Source organism: Acinetobacter sp. YH12117 (assembly GCF_013418865.1).
GTDB classification, from domain to species: Bacteria; Pseudomonadota; Gammaproteobacteria; order Pseudomonadales; family Moraxellaceae; genus Acinetobacter; species Acinetobacter indicus.
Genome location: NZ_VPBF01000033.1, coordinates 17349 through 32998 on the forward strand (window position 1 = coordinate 17349; position 15650 = coordinate 32998).

Annotated in this window: 13 protein-coding genes; 6 read left to right on the plus strand and 7 right to left on the minus strand. The window is 44.7% G+C overall.

What is annotated here, in order from left to right; genetic code table 11:
* Positions 1–107 precede the first annotated feature (107 nt).
* Positions 108–1286 carry a benzoate/H(+) symporter BenE family transporter gene (locus FTU55_RS11455; RefSeq protein ID WP_127798830.1) on the plus strand — a complete coding sequence of 393 codons (1179 nt, stop codon included), beginning with the start codon at positions 108–110 and terminating at the stop codon, positions 1284–1286.
* A gap of 25 nt (positions 1287–1311) precedes the next feature.
* Here FTU55_RS11455 and FTU55_RS11460 read toward each other — a convergent pair whose 3' ends face one another.
* Positions 1312–2331, minus strand: coding sequence for an alpha/beta hydrolase (locus tag FTU55_RS11460; RefSeq protein ID WP_180036880.1), 1020 nt, complete (start codon positions 2329–2331; stop codon positions 1312–1314).
* A 284-nt stretch (positions 2332–2615) separates the two neighbouring features.
* Here FTU55_RS11460 and FTU55_RS11465 point away from each other — a divergent pair, with 284 nt between their 5' ends.
* Positions 2616–3059, plus strand: coding sequence for a universal stress protein (locus tag FTU55_RS11465; protein WP_005178628.1), 444 nt, complete (start codon positions 2616–2618; stop codon positions 3057–3059).
* Between the two features lie 106 nt (positions 3060–3165).
* A complete protein-coding gene (locus FTU55_RS11470) occupies positions 3166–3612 on the plus strand; it encodes a universal stress protein (RefSeq protein ID WP_005178630.1) in 447 nt (148 codons plus the stop codon).
* Between the two features lie 70 nt (positions 3613–3682).
* Here the strand turns inward: FTU55_RS11470 and FTU55_RS11475 are convergent, their stop codons facing one another.
* Entirely contained in the window at positions 3683–3898 is a 216-nt protein-coding gene (locus FTU55_RS11475; RefSeq protein ID WP_005178631.1) for a hypothetical protein, read from the minus strand.
* 240 nt (positions 3899–4138) lie between these two features.
* The gene (pepN, locus tag FTU55_RS11480; RefSeq protein WP_104505379.1) at positions 4139–6745 is read right to left on the minus strand and encodes an aminopeptidase N; all 2607 of its coding nucleotides are present in this window, start codon (positions 6743–6745) and stop codon (positions 4139–4141) included.
* A gap of 664 nt (positions 6746–7409) precedes the next feature.
* Between pepN and FTU55_RS11485 the strand changes: the two genes are divergently transcribed.
* The 3 genes from FTU55_RS11485 (at position 7410) to thiM (ending at position 9904) form a co-directional block, all read left to right on the plus strand.
* Complete coding sequence (locus tag FTU55_RS11485; protein WP_005178638.1) at positions 7410–7667, plus strand: hypothetical protein; 258 nt, start codon at positions 7410–7412, stop codon at positions 7665–7667.
* A 195-nt stretch (positions 7668–7862) separates the two neighbouring features.
* Entirely contained in the window at positions 7863–9029 is a 1167-nt protein-coding gene (locus tag FTU55_RS11490) for a hypothetical protein (protein WP_005178640.1), read from the plus strand.
* Positions 9030–9040: 11 nt separating this feature from the next.
* On the plus strand, positions 9041–9904 hold the full coding sequence (thiM, locus tag FTU55_RS11495; RefSeq protein WP_180047122.1) for a hydroxyethylthiazole kinase: 864 nt from the start codon (positions 9041–9043) through the stop codon (positions 9902–9904).
* On the opposite strand, the gene FTU55_RS11500 is transcribed toward thiM, so the two are convergent.
* From FTU55_RS11500 to FTU55_RS11515, 4 genes are all read right to left on the minus strand, one after another.
* Positions 9901–10638, minus strand: coding sequence for a hypothetical protein (locus FTU55_RS11500; protein WP_127798826.1), 738 nt, complete (start codon positions 10636–10638; stop codon positions 9901–9903). The two genes, thiM and FTU55_RS11500, sit on opposite strands and share 4 nt — an antisense overlap.
* 393 nt (positions 10639–11031) lie before the next feature.
* The gene (locus FTU55_RS11505) at positions 11032–13254 is read right to left on the minus strand and encodes a DUF6351 family protein (protein ID WP_104489194.1); all 2223 of its coding nucleotides are present in this window, start codon (positions 13252–13254) and stop codon (positions 11032–11034) included.
* Between the two features lie 587 nt (positions 13255–13841).
* Positions 13842–15065, minus strand: a complete 1224-nt coding sequence (gltS, locus tag FTU55_RS11510) for a sodium/glutamate symporter (RefSeq protein WP_180047124.1) — start codon at positions 15063–15065, stop codon at positions 13842–13844.
* A gap of 124 nt (positions 15066–15189) precedes the next feature.
* Positions 15190–15411: a hypothetical protein gene (locus FTU55_RS11515; protein ID WP_168370162.1), complete on the minus strand. Its 222-nt coding sequence runs from the start codon at positions 15409–15411 to the stop codon at positions 15190–15192.
* Positions 15412–15650: the final 239 nt, after the last annotated feature.

A 15650-nucleotide genomic window follows, 5' to 3' on the forward strand; every position in this document is an offset into this window, starting at 1 on the left:
AATCAAGCAAAATTTTTAACTTCTGATAAAGATTTGAGCTTTTAGATGGCCATTGAAAGGCGTATGATTTATCGGCTTTCTCTCCCATTTTTATTGTGCAACGGATTATGCAAAAGCTTATACATGATTTTTCTATTCCGGCTGTTTTTGCTGGATTTATCACTTTTTTAATTGGTATTAGTGTTTCTGCCGTACTGGTGATTCAGGCGGCGCAAACTTTAGGGGCCACAGCCGAACAGATTACCTCCTGGTTCTGGGCTTTGGGTCTGGGCATTGGCCTGTCGGGCTTGCTGCTCTCATGGAAATTCAAATATCCGGTGTCGACGTCCTGGTCAACCGCCGGGCTGGCCCTGATTATTGCCACGGGCAGTGGTTATAGTCTGAATCAGGCTATTGGGGCTTTTCTGGTGTGTGGCGTGCTGACTGCACTGTTGGGCTTTTTCGGTATTTTTGAACGTCTGTTTCGTTATATTCCACAAAGCCTGACCAGCGCCATGCTGGCCGGCGTGCTGCTGAAATTTGGTATTGCCTTGTTCGCCAGTATTCAACATGAATGGGCATTTATTCTGTCTTTACTGGCAGCCTATGTACTGTCAAAACGCTTCTGGCCACGCTATAGCATTGTACTGACCGTAATTGCCGCGATGCTGCTGTGCCCACTGGTACTGGATTTCCATTTTCCTGTGGTGAGCTGGTCATTGGCACAACCAGTGTGGATCAGTCCGGAATTTAGCCTGCCCGCTATTTTAGGTCTGGCTTTACCGTTGCTGGTGATTAATCTGGCCTCTCAATATTTGCCCGGCATCGCCATTATTAAAAGCTACGGCTATCAGCCGCATGTTAATCAGTTGCTCGGCTGGACCGGTACCGCGCAGGCCGTGTTATCGCCTTTTGGCTGTTATAGCGTGAATATTGCAGCGATTAGTGCCGCCGTTAGTCTGGATCATCAGGTGCATCCGGACCCATCAAAACGCTATATTGCCGGCATGAGCTGTGGCCTGTTTTATATCCTGATGGGCTTGTTTGCCGCCACCTTAACCAGCCTGCTGATGTCTTTTCCGGCAGTGCTGATTACTGCATTGGCCGGTATCGCCCTGTTTGGCACCATTGGCCATAACGCCTTTATTGCCTTTAAAGAGGTCGATGACCGGGAAGCCGCATTAATGACCTTTTTACTAAGCGCTTCAGGCATCCAGTTCTGGGGCATTGGCTCGGCCTTCTGGGGACTGGTTTGCGGTGTGGTGGTGTTACTGGTGATGAAATTTCCCTGGAAAGCCAAATCCTAAAGACTAACATGATGACCAGCAGATTTTAGGGCGCGGATCTATCTGTCTGATCCGCTTTACTATAATCGGCCAGAAATGACAGGGTCTGCTCAAAATTCTGCTGGCTTTCGGGCAGATGCATTAAGAACTGATATTCATGAATCAGCCAGCGTTTAGAGTCGGGATAAAATACTGCTTTTACTGGCACCTGCTGCTGCTTTAACACCTCTAACAGCGGTAAAGATTGAGTATCAGTCAGAAAATCCTTATTGCCGCCACTTAAAAATACCGGTGGAAACGCGGGAGTAATATGCTGAATTGGTGAAATCTGCTGCAGAAATTCCGCATCCTGTTTGCGGTCGCCGGTATAGGCCTGCACCATGTTATAAATGCCCCACTCGACAATTTTGATTTCATCCGGCGCGGTTTTAATAAAATACGGTAAATCATAAATCCCGCAGTGCAAAATCACCCCTTTCAGCTGTGTTAAGGCCAGAACCGGCACAAATTCCGAATGCGCGGCAAATTCCGGATTACTCAACAAGGCTGCATAATGGCTGGCCAGATTGGCACCGGCAGAATCTCCAGCCAGAAATAGTTGCTCGGCATCAACACCAAACAGCGCGCCATGTTCCTGAATATAGGCCAGTGCCTGATTAATCTGGTGTAACTGGGTGGGATAAGTCGCCGCTGGCGCCAGTTGATATTGCAGTGAAAACACCGGATAACCGGCATCTGCCAGCCGTTTAAAATAACCGCGCGCATGGGCTTTGGAACCGGAAATCCAGCCACCGCCATGAATCCAGACCACGGCCGGGCGTAATCCGGTATCATCAGGTGTCTGTGCTGGCAAATAGACATCCAGGCTTAAATCCGGATCTTGCTGATACTGGATATTTTCCAGCACCCGCACCTGCTGCGGTGCATCCCGATCCATCAGTTTCTGTTGCAATTGGGTGGTCAGATTAAATGCGCCGGCAATAATACGGCTATTACCGGCTGTGCTTTGGCAGCCACTCAGCACCAGCAGCAAGCTCATGCACAGACTTAACATCAGATACTTCATTTCACCCATCTTCCTGTTTATACAGCTGTTTTATTTTTCTTCACTATAAAGCAGCCGCCGCGCAGATGGAACCCGGTTTTTCACGACAATGCGATCTGACAATGTAGAGTATTCCAGTCAGAATTATTTGTTAAATCAAAGACCTACTTAAGTGGTATTGTGATTGAAAATCTGTATCTTTTTTGCAGACAGAACACCGGAATAAATTGAATGCCCCCCGGTGATGTGCTATCTATAGAGTATAGCTAAACATTAAGTTCATTATATCAATAAGGAGTTTCTCCATGGCGTATCAGCATATTCTCGTTCCGGTCGATGGTTCTCAAATTTCCTATTCTGCGGTGCAACATGCAGCTGAAATTGCCCGTGCCTTTAACAGTCAGCTGAGTCTGGTGAGTCTGGTGGCGGAAGACCCGTTCACTGATGCCGATTTCTATTATTCATCTGCCATCATGAAAGAATATTTTGTGCAGGCACACGGTAATGCACAAAAAGCCCTGAAAGAAGGCCAGCAAATTGCCGAAGCTGCAGGCGTTACTGTAAGTACTAAAATTGTGGAAGGTGAAGTATCGGCCAAGCATGTGGTTGAAGCTGCACAAGAAATGGGCGTTGACCTGATTGTGATGGGTTCACACGGTCGTAAAGGCTTCCAGAAATTCCTGCTCGGTAGTTTTGCTCAGGATGTACTGCGCAGTTCTGAATTGCCGGTGCTGGTCATTAAGGCCTAATTGCCCTACTACAGCTCAGAATCCTGAATGCTTTTGATGTACTTTCATTCACTGTCAGTTTCAATAAAGCCCGCGATATTCATATGTAAAAATAAGGAAAACTGTCATGACCAGCTATAAACATATTCTTGTTCCAGTGGATGAATCCCCGATTTCTTATGCTGCTGTAGAACAGGCTTTAAGTTTGGCCAAAGATTTAGGCTGCCAGGTCACGGTAATGAGCGTGATTGCGGTTGACCCATTTGTCGGCGTCGATTTTTATAAAGTTGCTCCGGCCATTACCGACTATTTCATGCAGGCCGAAAAAAATGCCAAACTGCGCTTGCAGGAAATTCTTGATTCTTTCCAGCGTGAAGGCGTGCAGGTCGATCAGAAACTGGCGCACGGCGTTTCACCCTCAGATGGCATTATGCAGATTGCCGATGAAGTCGGTGCCGATCTGATTATTATGGGCTCACATGGCCGGACCGGTTTCAAGAAAATGATGCTGGGTAGCGTAGCGCAAAACGTGCTGACCCAATCGCCTATTCCGGTGCTAATTGTGAAAGTCTAAAGTAAATCTAAAGCTGCCATAAAAAAACTCCTCAACGTGAGGAGTTTTTTTTAAATCTGCTGAACAGCGGTCAGGGTTTGGAAATTTCCTGATGCAATGCCTGTAAAAACAGTTCTGCTTCAATTTTATTCGGAAAGATGCGCTGATACAGCCCCTTGTCCTGCATCGAGTGTGGTGTATATTCAATAGACACCATAAAACGCTCTTCATTCAATATTCTGTTCACTCTTAACGCAATAATATGTCGTGAATTCAAGTAAAAACCATCTTCAATTTTAACCAGCATCACTCAACCTCTTGTTCACGCCAGAACCCGGCTTTTTCACCTGAACCTTTCCAGGCTAAAAATAAAAAAGCCCACCACAATGATGAGCTTTTTTATTTAAATTATCTAAACACGTTTCAGCCTTAATTTAGCATACTCCCCGCGAATATGCGGGAAAGTTCACATAAAGTTACAGCTAAATACCGAGAAAATAAAATAAATCTTCATTATTCTATTTTTTCGAGCGAAAGCTGCACCGGTTTAGACATTCAGCATACTGTTTAAAGTTTCAACCACGTTTTTCGATTTCACCAAGGGCTTCAAGGTTTCCAGGGCCACCTGTACCTGACTGCGCTGTGGTTCATCCAGCGTATACCAGCGTGACAGCACCTGCAGCAAACGTGAACCTAAAATCGGGTTCTTTTCATCGAGGTATTTGGCCAGATGGATATAATGCTGCACCCCAAAACTCCAGGTATTTACCGGATTCATATTCAGACCACCACTGACCGAACGAATGCGGTTTGGCGTACCCAGATCATAGTCCGGATGCTGGGTTAAGGTATGAATGGTTTCAGCCGTTGCATTTGGATGGGAGGCCTGTACAGTAAACCACTGGTCTAAAGACAGCGCTTCATCTTTAAAGCGGTCATAGAAATCCTGCAGGCAGGATTCGGCTTGCGGTGCATCATTCCAGACCAGTACACGTAGCGCGCCTAAACGTTCTGACATATTGCCAGTATTCTGATACTGCTGATGCGCCAGATCAAAGGCTTCGGTATCGCCCTGACGTGCCATCAGACTGAGCATAATATTCTTCAGCGCACGCACGCCCATGGCCTGTGAAAATTCTTTTTGCAGGTCCGGGTCCAGACTTAAGTAAGTTTCCTTACAGAAAGCACCCAATTCACGCGCCAGCGTATTTAACAAGGCTTCACGTTTTTCCTGAATGTCCACCGGACTATAGTGCTGATCAATCCGGCTGCCCAAATAACCTTCACTTGGTACATCAAAAATTCGTGAGGCCAGTAACGGGTCCTGATTGACCAGTGCCGGCACCGTGTTTTTCATGGCCTGAAGATAACTTTCTACCGCATGACCATTTAGCAAAATGCGCTCCAGCAAGGTCTGCGTCGCCTGCCACTGATTAAAGCCGTTGGTTTCATACTGCATCAGGAAGGCCAACTCGGCATCACTGGCATCAAATTCCAGATTTACCGGCGCCGAGAAATTACGTAACAGCGACACCACCGGTTTGGCATTAATGCCGCTAAATTCGATGGTTGCCTCATCCTGATCAAACAGATACACGCCATCTTTTACGCCATTTTCAAACAGGGCCTCAGATTGCAGCGCATATTGCTCGCCGGTTTCAGCATTAAACAGCGCCAAAGCCACCGGAATTGGCACGGCTTTCAGGTCTGGATATTTCGGATGCGCTTTCAGGCTCTGTTTAAAGCTTAAACGATAGGTTTGAGTCGAAGCATCATACTCGCCATGTGCCTGCAGTTTTGGAGTACCCGGCTGGTTATACCAAGTTAAAAATGCCGATAAATCAACGCCTGAACCCGCAGTCAGTGCCGCAACCCAGTCTTCGACCGTCACCGCCTGACCATCATGACGGCGGAAATACTCATCGGTACCCGCGCGGAATTTTTCCTTGCCGAGCAAGGTCGACATCATGCGGTTAATTTCCGCCCCTTTTTCATACACCGTGGCGGTATAAAAGTTATTAATTTCAACAAAATGATCTGGACGTGGCGGATGCGACAATGGGCCAGAATCTTCCGGGAACTGATGCGCTTTTAATACAGCGACATCATCAATCCGTTGTACTGCGGCCGATTGTAAATCTTCTGAAAACGACTGGTCACGGAAAACGGTCAAGCCTTCTTTTAGGCACAGCTGGAACCAGTCACGACAGGTAATCCGGTTACCGGTCCAGTTATGGAAATATTCGTGTGCGATGACCGACTGAACCCGCATAATGGCTGCATCGGTGGTGTATTCTTCATCGGCCAGCACGCAAGAGGTGTTAAAGATGTTCAGGCCCTTGTTTTCCATCGCGCCCATATTGAACTGGCTAACCGCCACAATCATATAGTTGTCGAGGTCATACGGCAGACCATAATGTTCTTCATCCCAGCGCATGGAATGTTTTAACGCTTCCATGGCGATGTGACATTTAGGAATATCTTTTTCTACCGCATAAATTTCCAGTGCCACATTACGGCCTTCAGAAGTCACATAGCTGTCTTTCAGCACCGCTAAATCGCCGACCACACAGGCAAACAGATAACTTGGCTTTTTGGTCGGGTCCTGCCAGATCGCATAATGACGCTGGGCATCGACCTCGCCTTTTTCAATCAGGTTACCATTGGCCAGCAGCACCGGATATTTTTTATCGGCTTCCACCCGGGTAGTAAATACCGACAGCACATCCGGACGGTCCGGATAGAAGGTAATTTTACGGAAACCTTCCGGCTCATTCTGGGTCACAAACAGATCACCAGCCTGATACAGACCTTCCAGCATGGTGTTGCTTTCCGGATGAATCACCACCTGGGTTTCAATACGTGCACGATCTGGCGCATTCTGAATTACCAGCTGTTCAGCATCAAGCTGATAGTCATTTTCGGTCAGTTGCTGACTGTTCAGATGAATAGATTTCAGCTCAAGGTCACGGCCCAGCAGCACCAGATCACCTTCGGTCTGGCGCTGCATCTCCAAAATCGCATTGACGATGGTGTGGTCTGCATACACCTGAATATCCAGATTAATTGAATCCACCAGAAATGCAGGTTTTTGATAATCTTTTAAATAAATAGTTTGGTCTGCTTCAACCACTGGATTTGCTGCGATATTCATATCATGTCCTAATTGTTTATACGCCGGGGCATTATGCGGATGATGTCTTGATCATACGCCAACTTTTTCAGTCTGTCTGCTGAATGCGCTTCTGTTCTAATATGGGCATCCGGCCACAACTTTTCAATTCATCATTCAACTAAATCTGTTTAAAAATACAGAGATGCTGAATTATGCAGCGAATCCAACAGCTTAATCTGCCCGCTAAAATCTTCTCGCGCTGGTGTTGCGCCATGCTGGTGCTGTTCTGCCCATCTGACCTGAAATTCTGCGCTATTGAGATACAAGTTCCTACATAAAGCTGCCACTTGACTACATTCTGTAATCAAAGACCTGTGATCTGTGCAGCTAAAAATATACTGCGAGATAAAACCGGATAATTTCCCAAGTCTAAACAGAGGCTTATTTAGACTTCGTCAAGATAAATCCGGTGACAATTCGCCAGCATTTGCGAAGGGAGATTTATTCAAATTTAGCTTTTCAATTTCGCTTCTAGAGTCAAACAGTTATCGGCTAAATGACGCTTTCAGTTGGATGGATCGCCATTTCAGCGTAGGTCATTACATTATTTTCAAATCGGCTACATTTTGTGCACGCTTCTTGCTTGTATTTAAAGGCGCCGAGCGCATGATAACAATGATGAAAAAACGAGAAGAGGTGTGAGATGTATTTAAAAGAGCATATCGTCCGTGTAGAAAATATTAAAACCCTGCAAACCCTCGATCAGGCCAACATCGACCATAAAGTGATTGCCCTCTTTATGAGCTGTGAAGGCATTCCCATGCAGACCAATGAAGTTACCTCTATTTTGAATACCTATGATGCCCTGGGCAGCAAGAAAATCCCAAGCAAAAAAGTACAGGCGCTGATTCAGGCCAAGCAACTTGGTGAGGAGGATGATTCGCTACCGTGTCCGGTATAATCTTCTCTCCTCTAACTTCCATTTAAAATACGGCGTCCTGCCGTATTTTTTATGAAAAAGAGCTGTTCAAGTCAGGGCGTTTAAATTCAGCATAGTGTCCAAGTTTTCTGCTTTATGTTTTTTTGAGCAAACCAATGCGGCCCAGCCATGTATAATCCAGACATCCTATTTCTAAAATGATGACTGCACCTGAATATGCTCCAGATTCTGCAAAAACAGTTAGATGAAAGCACCTCGTGTCCGCTGTGCCGCGCTGCCATGTATTGGGTGGAAGCCGAACAGTACGATCAGGAGCTGAGCTATCACGAGTGCAGTTACTGCGAACATAAAGTGTATCCGGGCAATTTGCACAGTTGTCATTGCCCGGCCTGTGAAAAAAAACGCAAACAGCTGATTAAAGAAGCGCTGGTACAGGAAAACCGCAAGCTCAAAAATAAAGGCAAAGATAAAGACATGATTGAGCACAAGCTGAATCAGTTAAGCTTTATCCAGAAACTGTTTTTATTGTCGATGCTGGACGATCAGGTACATGAAAATACCCAGCATGATGAATATATTTACTGGGAGCGAATTAAATTCCAGCCTTTTTCACCCAACTATTTATATCAGAAACAGCTGATCAAACAGCTGCTTGACCAGCAGATTCTGGTGGCCAAGGAATTTGCCGATGAAGCCGGCCAGTATTATGTGAATGTGCGGCTGGACGGTTATTCGGAGCCGAGCCTGTTCAGTATTACCCATCAGCTTCGACAATGGTTTTACCAGAATTTGAGTCAGGGCGTGCCCTTTCACAGTTCAGATGAAGTCAAAGATGCCATCTATGAACTGATGTATGAAAAAGTGGTGCAGTTCATGCAGTTTTATTGCCGCATCTGGCAGGTGCAAATTTCTGGCAATAACAGTTTTAAAAGCCTGTGTTTTCGCCTGCTGGACAGCCTGGCAGCGGGTCAGATTTTTTATCTGGTACAAACCGCGCTGGATTATCTGCATGGCCAGAAATTATTACAGCCGCGCAATGAAAAATTCATTAATACCAATCTGCTGAAAAAAACCGTAGAACAGTACCGTGAACGTGGCCTGCAAGAAAAATGGATGACCACCACGCTGCCACATCCACCACAACTACCGATGAGCAAAATGGTGGAAATTCTATTTTTCCGTTTTCTCAATTATGATGAAATGATCTTTGTACAACCGATCTGGAAAATCTGGGAAAAGATTGAACCGCGCTTAAAATTTTATGCCTTAAAACGCTGTATGCACTGCGGCTCGGATGAACTGGATGTCGATTATGATGCCCAGCATTATGTGTCCTTGTTCTGCCGTCGCTGTAAACAGCAAGACCACTACTTTACCCAATAAAGGGGTAACTGATGAATTATCCAGAACAGCTTTCCACTCTTGACAGCAGCCTGCCCGATGAAACCGCGGCAATGATTGAAAAAATTATTGAAGCCTGGAGCCTGCTTAAAACCCGGCAACCACTGGTGCAATGTATCACCAACAGTGTCGCCACCAATTACACCGCCAATATTCTGCTGGCTGCCGGTGCATCACCGGCCATGATTGATAATCCTTTTGAAGCAGAAAGCTTTAGCAGTATTTGCAGCGCCTTAAGTATTAATTTGGGCACACCGACCAGCGAACAGATGCAGGCCATGCAGATTTCGGCAGAAACGGCCCAGCGTCTTGCCAAACCGTGGGTGCTGGACCCGGTCGGTTATGGGCCCGTCTTAAAATGGCGCTCAGATATGGTTGATGCGCTATTGGCCTTTCAACCGAGTGTGATTCGCGGCAATGCGTCGGAAATTGGCGGCTTGGCCGGCGCACAGGTAGAATCCAAAGGTGTTGATTCGACCCTGGACAGCACCGCGGTATATGCACAGGCCAAAAGCCTCTTGGCGCATGCCGAATGTATTGCCATTTCCGGTGAATCCGATTTTATTCTGTCCAGACAGCTTGAACAGGTGGTGCAAGTCAATGGTGGCTCGGAATTACAGCCCAAAGTCACCGCAACCGGCTGTGCCTTGGGCGCTTTAATTGCTGCTTATGCCGCGGTCAGTTCGGTGACCATTGCCACCATTGCCGCGCATGTCCATTTTGCTATTGCTGGGAAACTGGCCCACGCGCAAAGTTCACAGGTTAGCAGTTTTAATGTGGCGTTTATGGATGCGATTTTCAGTCTGGATGCTGACAGCATCCGTGAACATGCCGATTTAAAATTTCTGGCGCCTTAAGACACCTTCCGGTCCAAAGCAAAGTTGAGTGCCGTTTCGGTCAGGGTTTTACTGTCTAAACGGCAAATACACATCAGGCCGATGCCATCAAAATAGTCCGGTGCATGTTGCAGAAAAAAATCGCAATGCGGATTGGCATGCACTCTTAACTGTTGCAGTTCTTCTTCACTACGCAGCGGAACACAGGTCTGGTGGACATAAATATCTTCATCACGCTTCTGGATGTCGTGTTGCCGGCTGGCCATCACTTGTAACACGCTTAAATAATCCTCCGGCATCCGGATATCACTGCGTGGATAAAAGCCCTGAACACGTGATATAAAATGTGCATAAAGCTTCGGCTGGTTGATGGTGGCAATAAACCACATGGGCGTTAAAGGATATTTAAAGCGCTGGTTCAGCATGGCTTTGAGCGCACTGTTGATGATTTTATGGTTGTATTGATGGCGATAGCTTTTTAAAAAACTGGCGCGTGAGTTGACCACCAGAATTGGCTGATGTAACAGGGTTAAGGCCAACAGTGGAATAATGGTCTGCCCGACCAGTTTGCCACGATGATGATATTGAATAATAGTGACCGAAATTGCCTGCGGGTCATACAGATATTTCTTTAGCTCCTTTTCACAGGTTAACGTAAACACCTGCTGATCAAACTCGGCAATTTTTTCAAAAAAATAATCTTGTTGTGGTGTGGATAAGGCTTTGAAGTCAAACACCGTCTCAGTGATATCCATAATCCTTCACCCTATGATTGTTTTAATTTTTCAGACCCATTTTAGTGTCACAACCCGGAATCAGCTATCACTATTTTCCGGGATTTGTCCATTTTGTGATAAATCATTGTAATTATATGAAATAATTCATATTAATCAAAATAATTGTGAGTAAATTTAATCTAATGATTTTACAACGCTTATCTGGGCTTTCTCGCTAAAAAACCTGATAATTCAGCGAATTAATGAGATCTGGTTAACATTTTAATTCGACCAAAGGTTATTTGCCTACCATCTACACACCGGCGAAATAACCGCCGCTATATTACATGAATTTTCAACTAAAAATCAAAATGAATCATAAAAAACCAGTGAAAAATCACTGGTTTTTGTGAAACAAAAATGTGTGAAGAATTAAAACAACTGGAAAGCTTTAGATGCCCAGCCGCGTGCAGCCGATGAACTGACCGCAGGCAAAGGTTGTCCTCCATAAACTACGCTGCCCTGCCGATCCTGATAACTCATCCAGCCAATGGTGTCAGCAAAGCCAACTGGGGCTTGGCTATAGTCACACACGCCTTGCGGGAAAACCCGATGCAATCGCTGGAGCTGTTCATTGCTAAAGCGGACCGTATTGCCATAATCCGACACATTTAAAGGTTTCAGCTGACACTTGTTGGCATAGGTGGTCAGGCTGTCCCCGGCCACCATACGCGGTGTGCCATATACCGGTAATCTGAGCGTGCTGCACAGATTCTCGCGGTTAATGATGCCGGCAGTAATACAAGCATCTTTTACATCTGCCGGTTTGTTTTGGGTCAGTTTGGTGGCAATAGGCAAATCACTTAAGTCTTTTTCGACATTGCTTAACCAGCGGTCCATATCATTAAAGCTGATTTCCAGACATTTGGCATCGGCAATCATGACCAGATCACCGCCATAAATCACATGGTTATTATAATTGCCATGCGCTTTTTCCAGTCGTGCCCGAATGGCAAAGGCACGATAGGAATCATGGAACAGCGCCGGGTCCGGACCTCGACAGTCAATAATCGCCACTTTATTCAGGTTGTTTCCGACATTAATTAAGCCACTGCGATAGGCATTATTCAGCGCCGTATAATTGGCTTCTAGACGTTCAGGCACCGCCTGAATATCAATATCCACGCCACCTATTTTTTCGTTTAACTGTACAAACTGTTCTGGGGTAATGATGTTTTTCATCAAGCTGTCCAGCCCATATTGTACCCCGACATTATCCATCGGCAGGCCGGCAAAACCGCGACCAATCCGTTTTTCAGTTTCGGTCCACAGCTCCGTTGGACGTGGGGCCAGCAAATTAATTGCAGCATCCTGAATCGAGCAACGAATGCCTTGAGGATTATTGGTGGCATGATATAACTGCGCCGATGAAATTCCCTTGCAGATGGTATTTGGCCGCGCCACATCAAACTGGGCCAGCTCACTGACATAGCCATTAATTTCAGAAATATGTCCCTGAACATGCGCAATCTGATGCGGCAAGAAGCTTAAACGGCCTTCTGGAGTCTGGAAATAATTAATCATCAGGTGATAATCGGCGAACTGTGAAGCGGTACTCCAGGCATCAGGGAATGAGCAAGTGGGTAAAATCCCCTGATAAATTCCCGGATAGGCATTGGCCACCCATTGTGCTGCCAGCGCACCACCTGAACAGCCCTGCCCGATGGTATAGCGCAAGGTGCCATACTGCTCAATAAAACGCTCTTTGGCCATAATCAGCGATTCGGCCTGAATTGCCAGATTACAGTTATGACCGCTATGAGACAGTGCAGTCGACATCACCCCAAAGCCGCGGCCTAAAGCCAAAATGGTGACATCAGGCAAAATGGAACTTGAAGTGGCAATGACCGTTGGCGCAGAGGCAGACTGGTAATCATTACCACAGCTTTGGCCATGCGTGACCACCAGTTTATGGTTAAATTGCGCTTGTGGCTTTAAGGCGGTCCACGGCTGGTTTGGATCATACAACACCGCAAAACGGTATTCATCGCGGTTCTGATAGCCCACTTCCTCACGCACAATAAATGGCACCGTTAGTCCTTCATCGGTAGTGGTGGTGGCAATATTCTGGCTGGCCGGCGGTTGTGCCGGGTCATAACTTTTAATGAGTCCCAAACGATCTTTATAGTAATAGTTATATTGCACAGCCTTTTGACAGAACTGATCGGTCGACGCATTGGTACAGGTCCAGGGCTTTAACTGCGGGCCAGACAGTAATGGTCCACTCGAAGGATGATTGATCAGGCTTAAATTCTGATAATAACGCCCTGCTTCAACCTTGAGTTGATTATCGCCCAGTTTAAGTCCTTCAACTAAGGCTTGGCGCTGCTCATTGGCAAATGCATCACTAATATTTTGTCCATTCAGGGACACTTTCAACGCCGTAGTTTGAATATCATCGGGCAGATCCAGTTTCAGCAATACATCCGAGTCTGTAATTAAATCTGGCCGGGTGGATAACACCTCCACCATTTCCCGTTCTACTTTTGAAGATGTTCCTGAACCGGAAGAATCTCCACCTCCGCCACCACAGCCATACAATATGACACTACACACCGCAATATTGAGGCTATTGAATACCAGTTTTCCTTTCATACGCTCATCCATAAATTATTATTTTTCTGAAGTTTTTATATGTATAACTTCATTCATGAGCATAAAGATAATTTGACAACAACTATTGTCATTATTGTTATTTATTGTTTTATGGGCTGTTTTAAAAAATCACCAAAATCAGGGATAAAAACCAAATTCTGCTTCTGAATATCTGATTTAATTTCAAGCTATTTTGCATGACTAAAAAGATGAATAGTTATATAACTTTTACTTTAATTAACTTGGTAAATGATTAAATTCTTTTATTCCCGTGTAATATTTTCCGTCTTATTGGAAAATTTTTGTAACCATTTAACGATGAAATGAGAAATTCAAAACATCCAAATTCCAGATAAAAAATGCTTATTTTTGAGCAATAAAACTTTCTCCCCCCCACTTTTAACTGTGGTCTTCTCCTTATGATCAGAAGATCAGAAAAAACTTTCGTAGGTTGAATTGAAAGAGTGTGCTTTAATACGCTCAGTATGAGATGAGCCTCTTACAGTATGTGCCCTAGATGTGCATACGACTAGCCCCTAACCATGGGGCTTTTTCATGTCTATATGATTTTAAAGTCGTATTAAAATTTAACCGAAAAATGCAATGATACTCTGAATCACCACAGCATTCACAATATCAATAAAAAATGCACCACACAGCGGTACGATTAAAAAGGCTTTATGTGATGGACCATAGCTATTGGTGACCGCCTGAATATTGGCAATCGCAGTCGGGGTTGCTCCCATACCAAAACCACAATGCCCTGCTACCAATACGGCTGCATCGTAATTTTTTCCCATGATTCTAAAGGTCACAATTGCGGTAAATAAAATCAGTACCGCTGTCTGCGCAAACAAAATGGTAATGAGCGGGCCTGCCAAATCGGCCAGCAACCAGAGTTGCAGTGACAGTAAAGCCATAGATAAATACAGGGACAATGACGCGTTGCCAAATACATCAATGGCACGGTCGAAAATATCAACTTTCAGTATATGCTCCAGAAAGTTACGTACAATCACCCCTGTCCCTAAGGCCCAGACAAAGGTCGGCAGTTCAAACCATCTTCCCTGACTGATTTCTGTCATCTGATTGGCGACAAAAATACATAGTGCAAACATCCCCAAAGTTGATACCGCATTACTGGCTGTAATGAGTCGGGTCTTCTTTGGATATTCAAAGGGTGCGGTATTCATATTCGCATCAAGCTGTTGTTCATTAGTCTCTTGCGCTACTGTCTCTGCCAACTGATTTCGTTTAATCAAGAATTTGGCAACCGGACCACCCACAAGCCCACCAATAATCAAACCAAAAGTAGCACTTGCCATTCCGAGGACAATTGCCCCCTGTATTCCATATTGAGTTTCAAGCACTTCACCCCAAGCACCGGCAGTACCATGTCCACCCGTTAAGGTAACAGAACCGACAATCAGACCAATCAATGGATCAAGCCCAAGTGCTGTGGCTAAACTCATGCCAACCGCATTTTGTACAACTACAAATAGAATGACACAGACCAGAAAGATCAGCAGTGATTTCCCACCTTCTTTGAGCTTGGTAAAGTCTGCACTTAAACCAACAGAGGTAAAGAACATCAGCATCAGAATGGTTTGAGTTTCTGAGTCAAATGTGGCACTGATATTAAAAAATTTATAGAGAATAAAAGCTGTAATCGCTGCGATTAGACCGCCGATTACAGGTTCAGGTAAGTTATAGTTTCTAAAGAAGCCAATTTTACTAACAAGATACCGCCCAATAAAAAGAAAAAATACTGCAATCACCAAGGTGCCAAAGGCATCGATTTCATAATTCATAACATTCCCTATTAGCTTTATTTTCATACAGTTTTAGGAAAACAGTATGAAAAATCAATTTTAGAAATGTTATGCAAGTTATTGTTTCTAGTAATTGTTTAATTTATGTCCTAAATAGATTCAATTAATACGATGGAATATCATAAACCCAATTGTGTGCTTGCTGGTCTGTCGTACTTTCACAAACATAATAATCATGATCCCAAGCATCTTGATGGAAAATTTCCTTTTTGGTATAGGTGACATTTTTACCTTCTTCGACACAGATAAAGCTGTCACCTTGGTCTTTGACTTGAGTTCCGTTGAGGAAGCCACCAATACAGAGGAATCGGGATTGTTTGGGCACTGATCTATGCTACTGTAAAATAATATTAGTTGTGATTAAACGTTGTATTCTTAGAACTGTAAATAACATTTATAAATAAAAGCCTCCAATTAAGAGGCGATTATTTCTATTTTTGACAGTTATTCAAACTATTTTCTATATAGCTTTTTTCTAATTGTCCTTGTTTAAAAGATTTTAATAACCGTTCCAACCTCACTCTATTCCCAGGATAAGAACAATACAGATTTTTAATATCATTA

Bases quoted from the DNA above. Each gene is read 5' to 3' on its own strand.
- FTU55_RS11460 (WP_180036880.1), bottom strand. From the start codon at position 2,331: ATGAAGTATCTGATGTTAAGTCTGTGCATGAGCTTGCTGCTGGTGCTG.
- FTU55_RS11485 (WP_005178638.1), top strand. From the start codon at position 7,410: ATGTATTTAAAAGAGCATATCGTCCGTGTAGAAAATATTAAAACCCTG.
- FTU55_RS11455 (WP_127798830.1), top strand. From the start codon at position 108: ATGCAAAAGCTTATACATGATTTTTCTATTCCGGCTGTTTTTGCTGGA.
- pepN (WP_104505379.1), bottom strand. From the start codon at position 6,745: ATGAATATCGCAGCAAATCCAGTGGTTGAAGCAGACCAAACTATTTAT.
- FTU55_RS11475 (WP_005178631.1), bottom strand. From the start codon at position 3,898: ATGCTGGTTAAAATTGAAGATGGTTTTTACTTGAATTCACGACATATT.
- FTU55_RS11490 (WP_005178640.1), top strand. From the start codon at position 7,863: ATGCTCCAGATTCTGCAAAAACAGTTAGATGAAAGCACCTCGTGTCCG.
- FTU55_RS11470 (WP_005178630.1), top strand. From the start codon at position 3,166: ATGACCAGCTATAAACATATTCTTGTTCCAGTGGATGAATCCCCGATT.
- gltS (WP_180047124.1), bottom strand. From the start codon at position 15,065: ATGAATTATGAAATCGATGCCTTTGGCACCTTGGTGATTGCAGTATTT.
- FTU55_RS11505 (WP_104489194.1), bottom strand. From the start codon at position 13,254: ATGAAAGGAAAACTGGTATTCAATAGCCTCAATATTGCGGTGTGTAGT.
- FTU55_RS11465 (WP_005178628.1), top strand. From the start codon at position 2,616: ATGGCGTATCAGCATATTCTCGTTCCGGTCGATGGTTCTCAAATTTCC.
- thiM (WP_180047122.1), top strand. From the start codon at position 9,041: ATGAATTATCCAGAACAGCTTTCCACTCTTGACAGCAGCCTGCCCGAT.
- FTU55_RS11500 (WP_127798826.1), bottom strand. From the start codon at position 10,638: ATGGATATCACTGAGACGGTGTTTGACTTCAAAGCCTTATCCACACCA.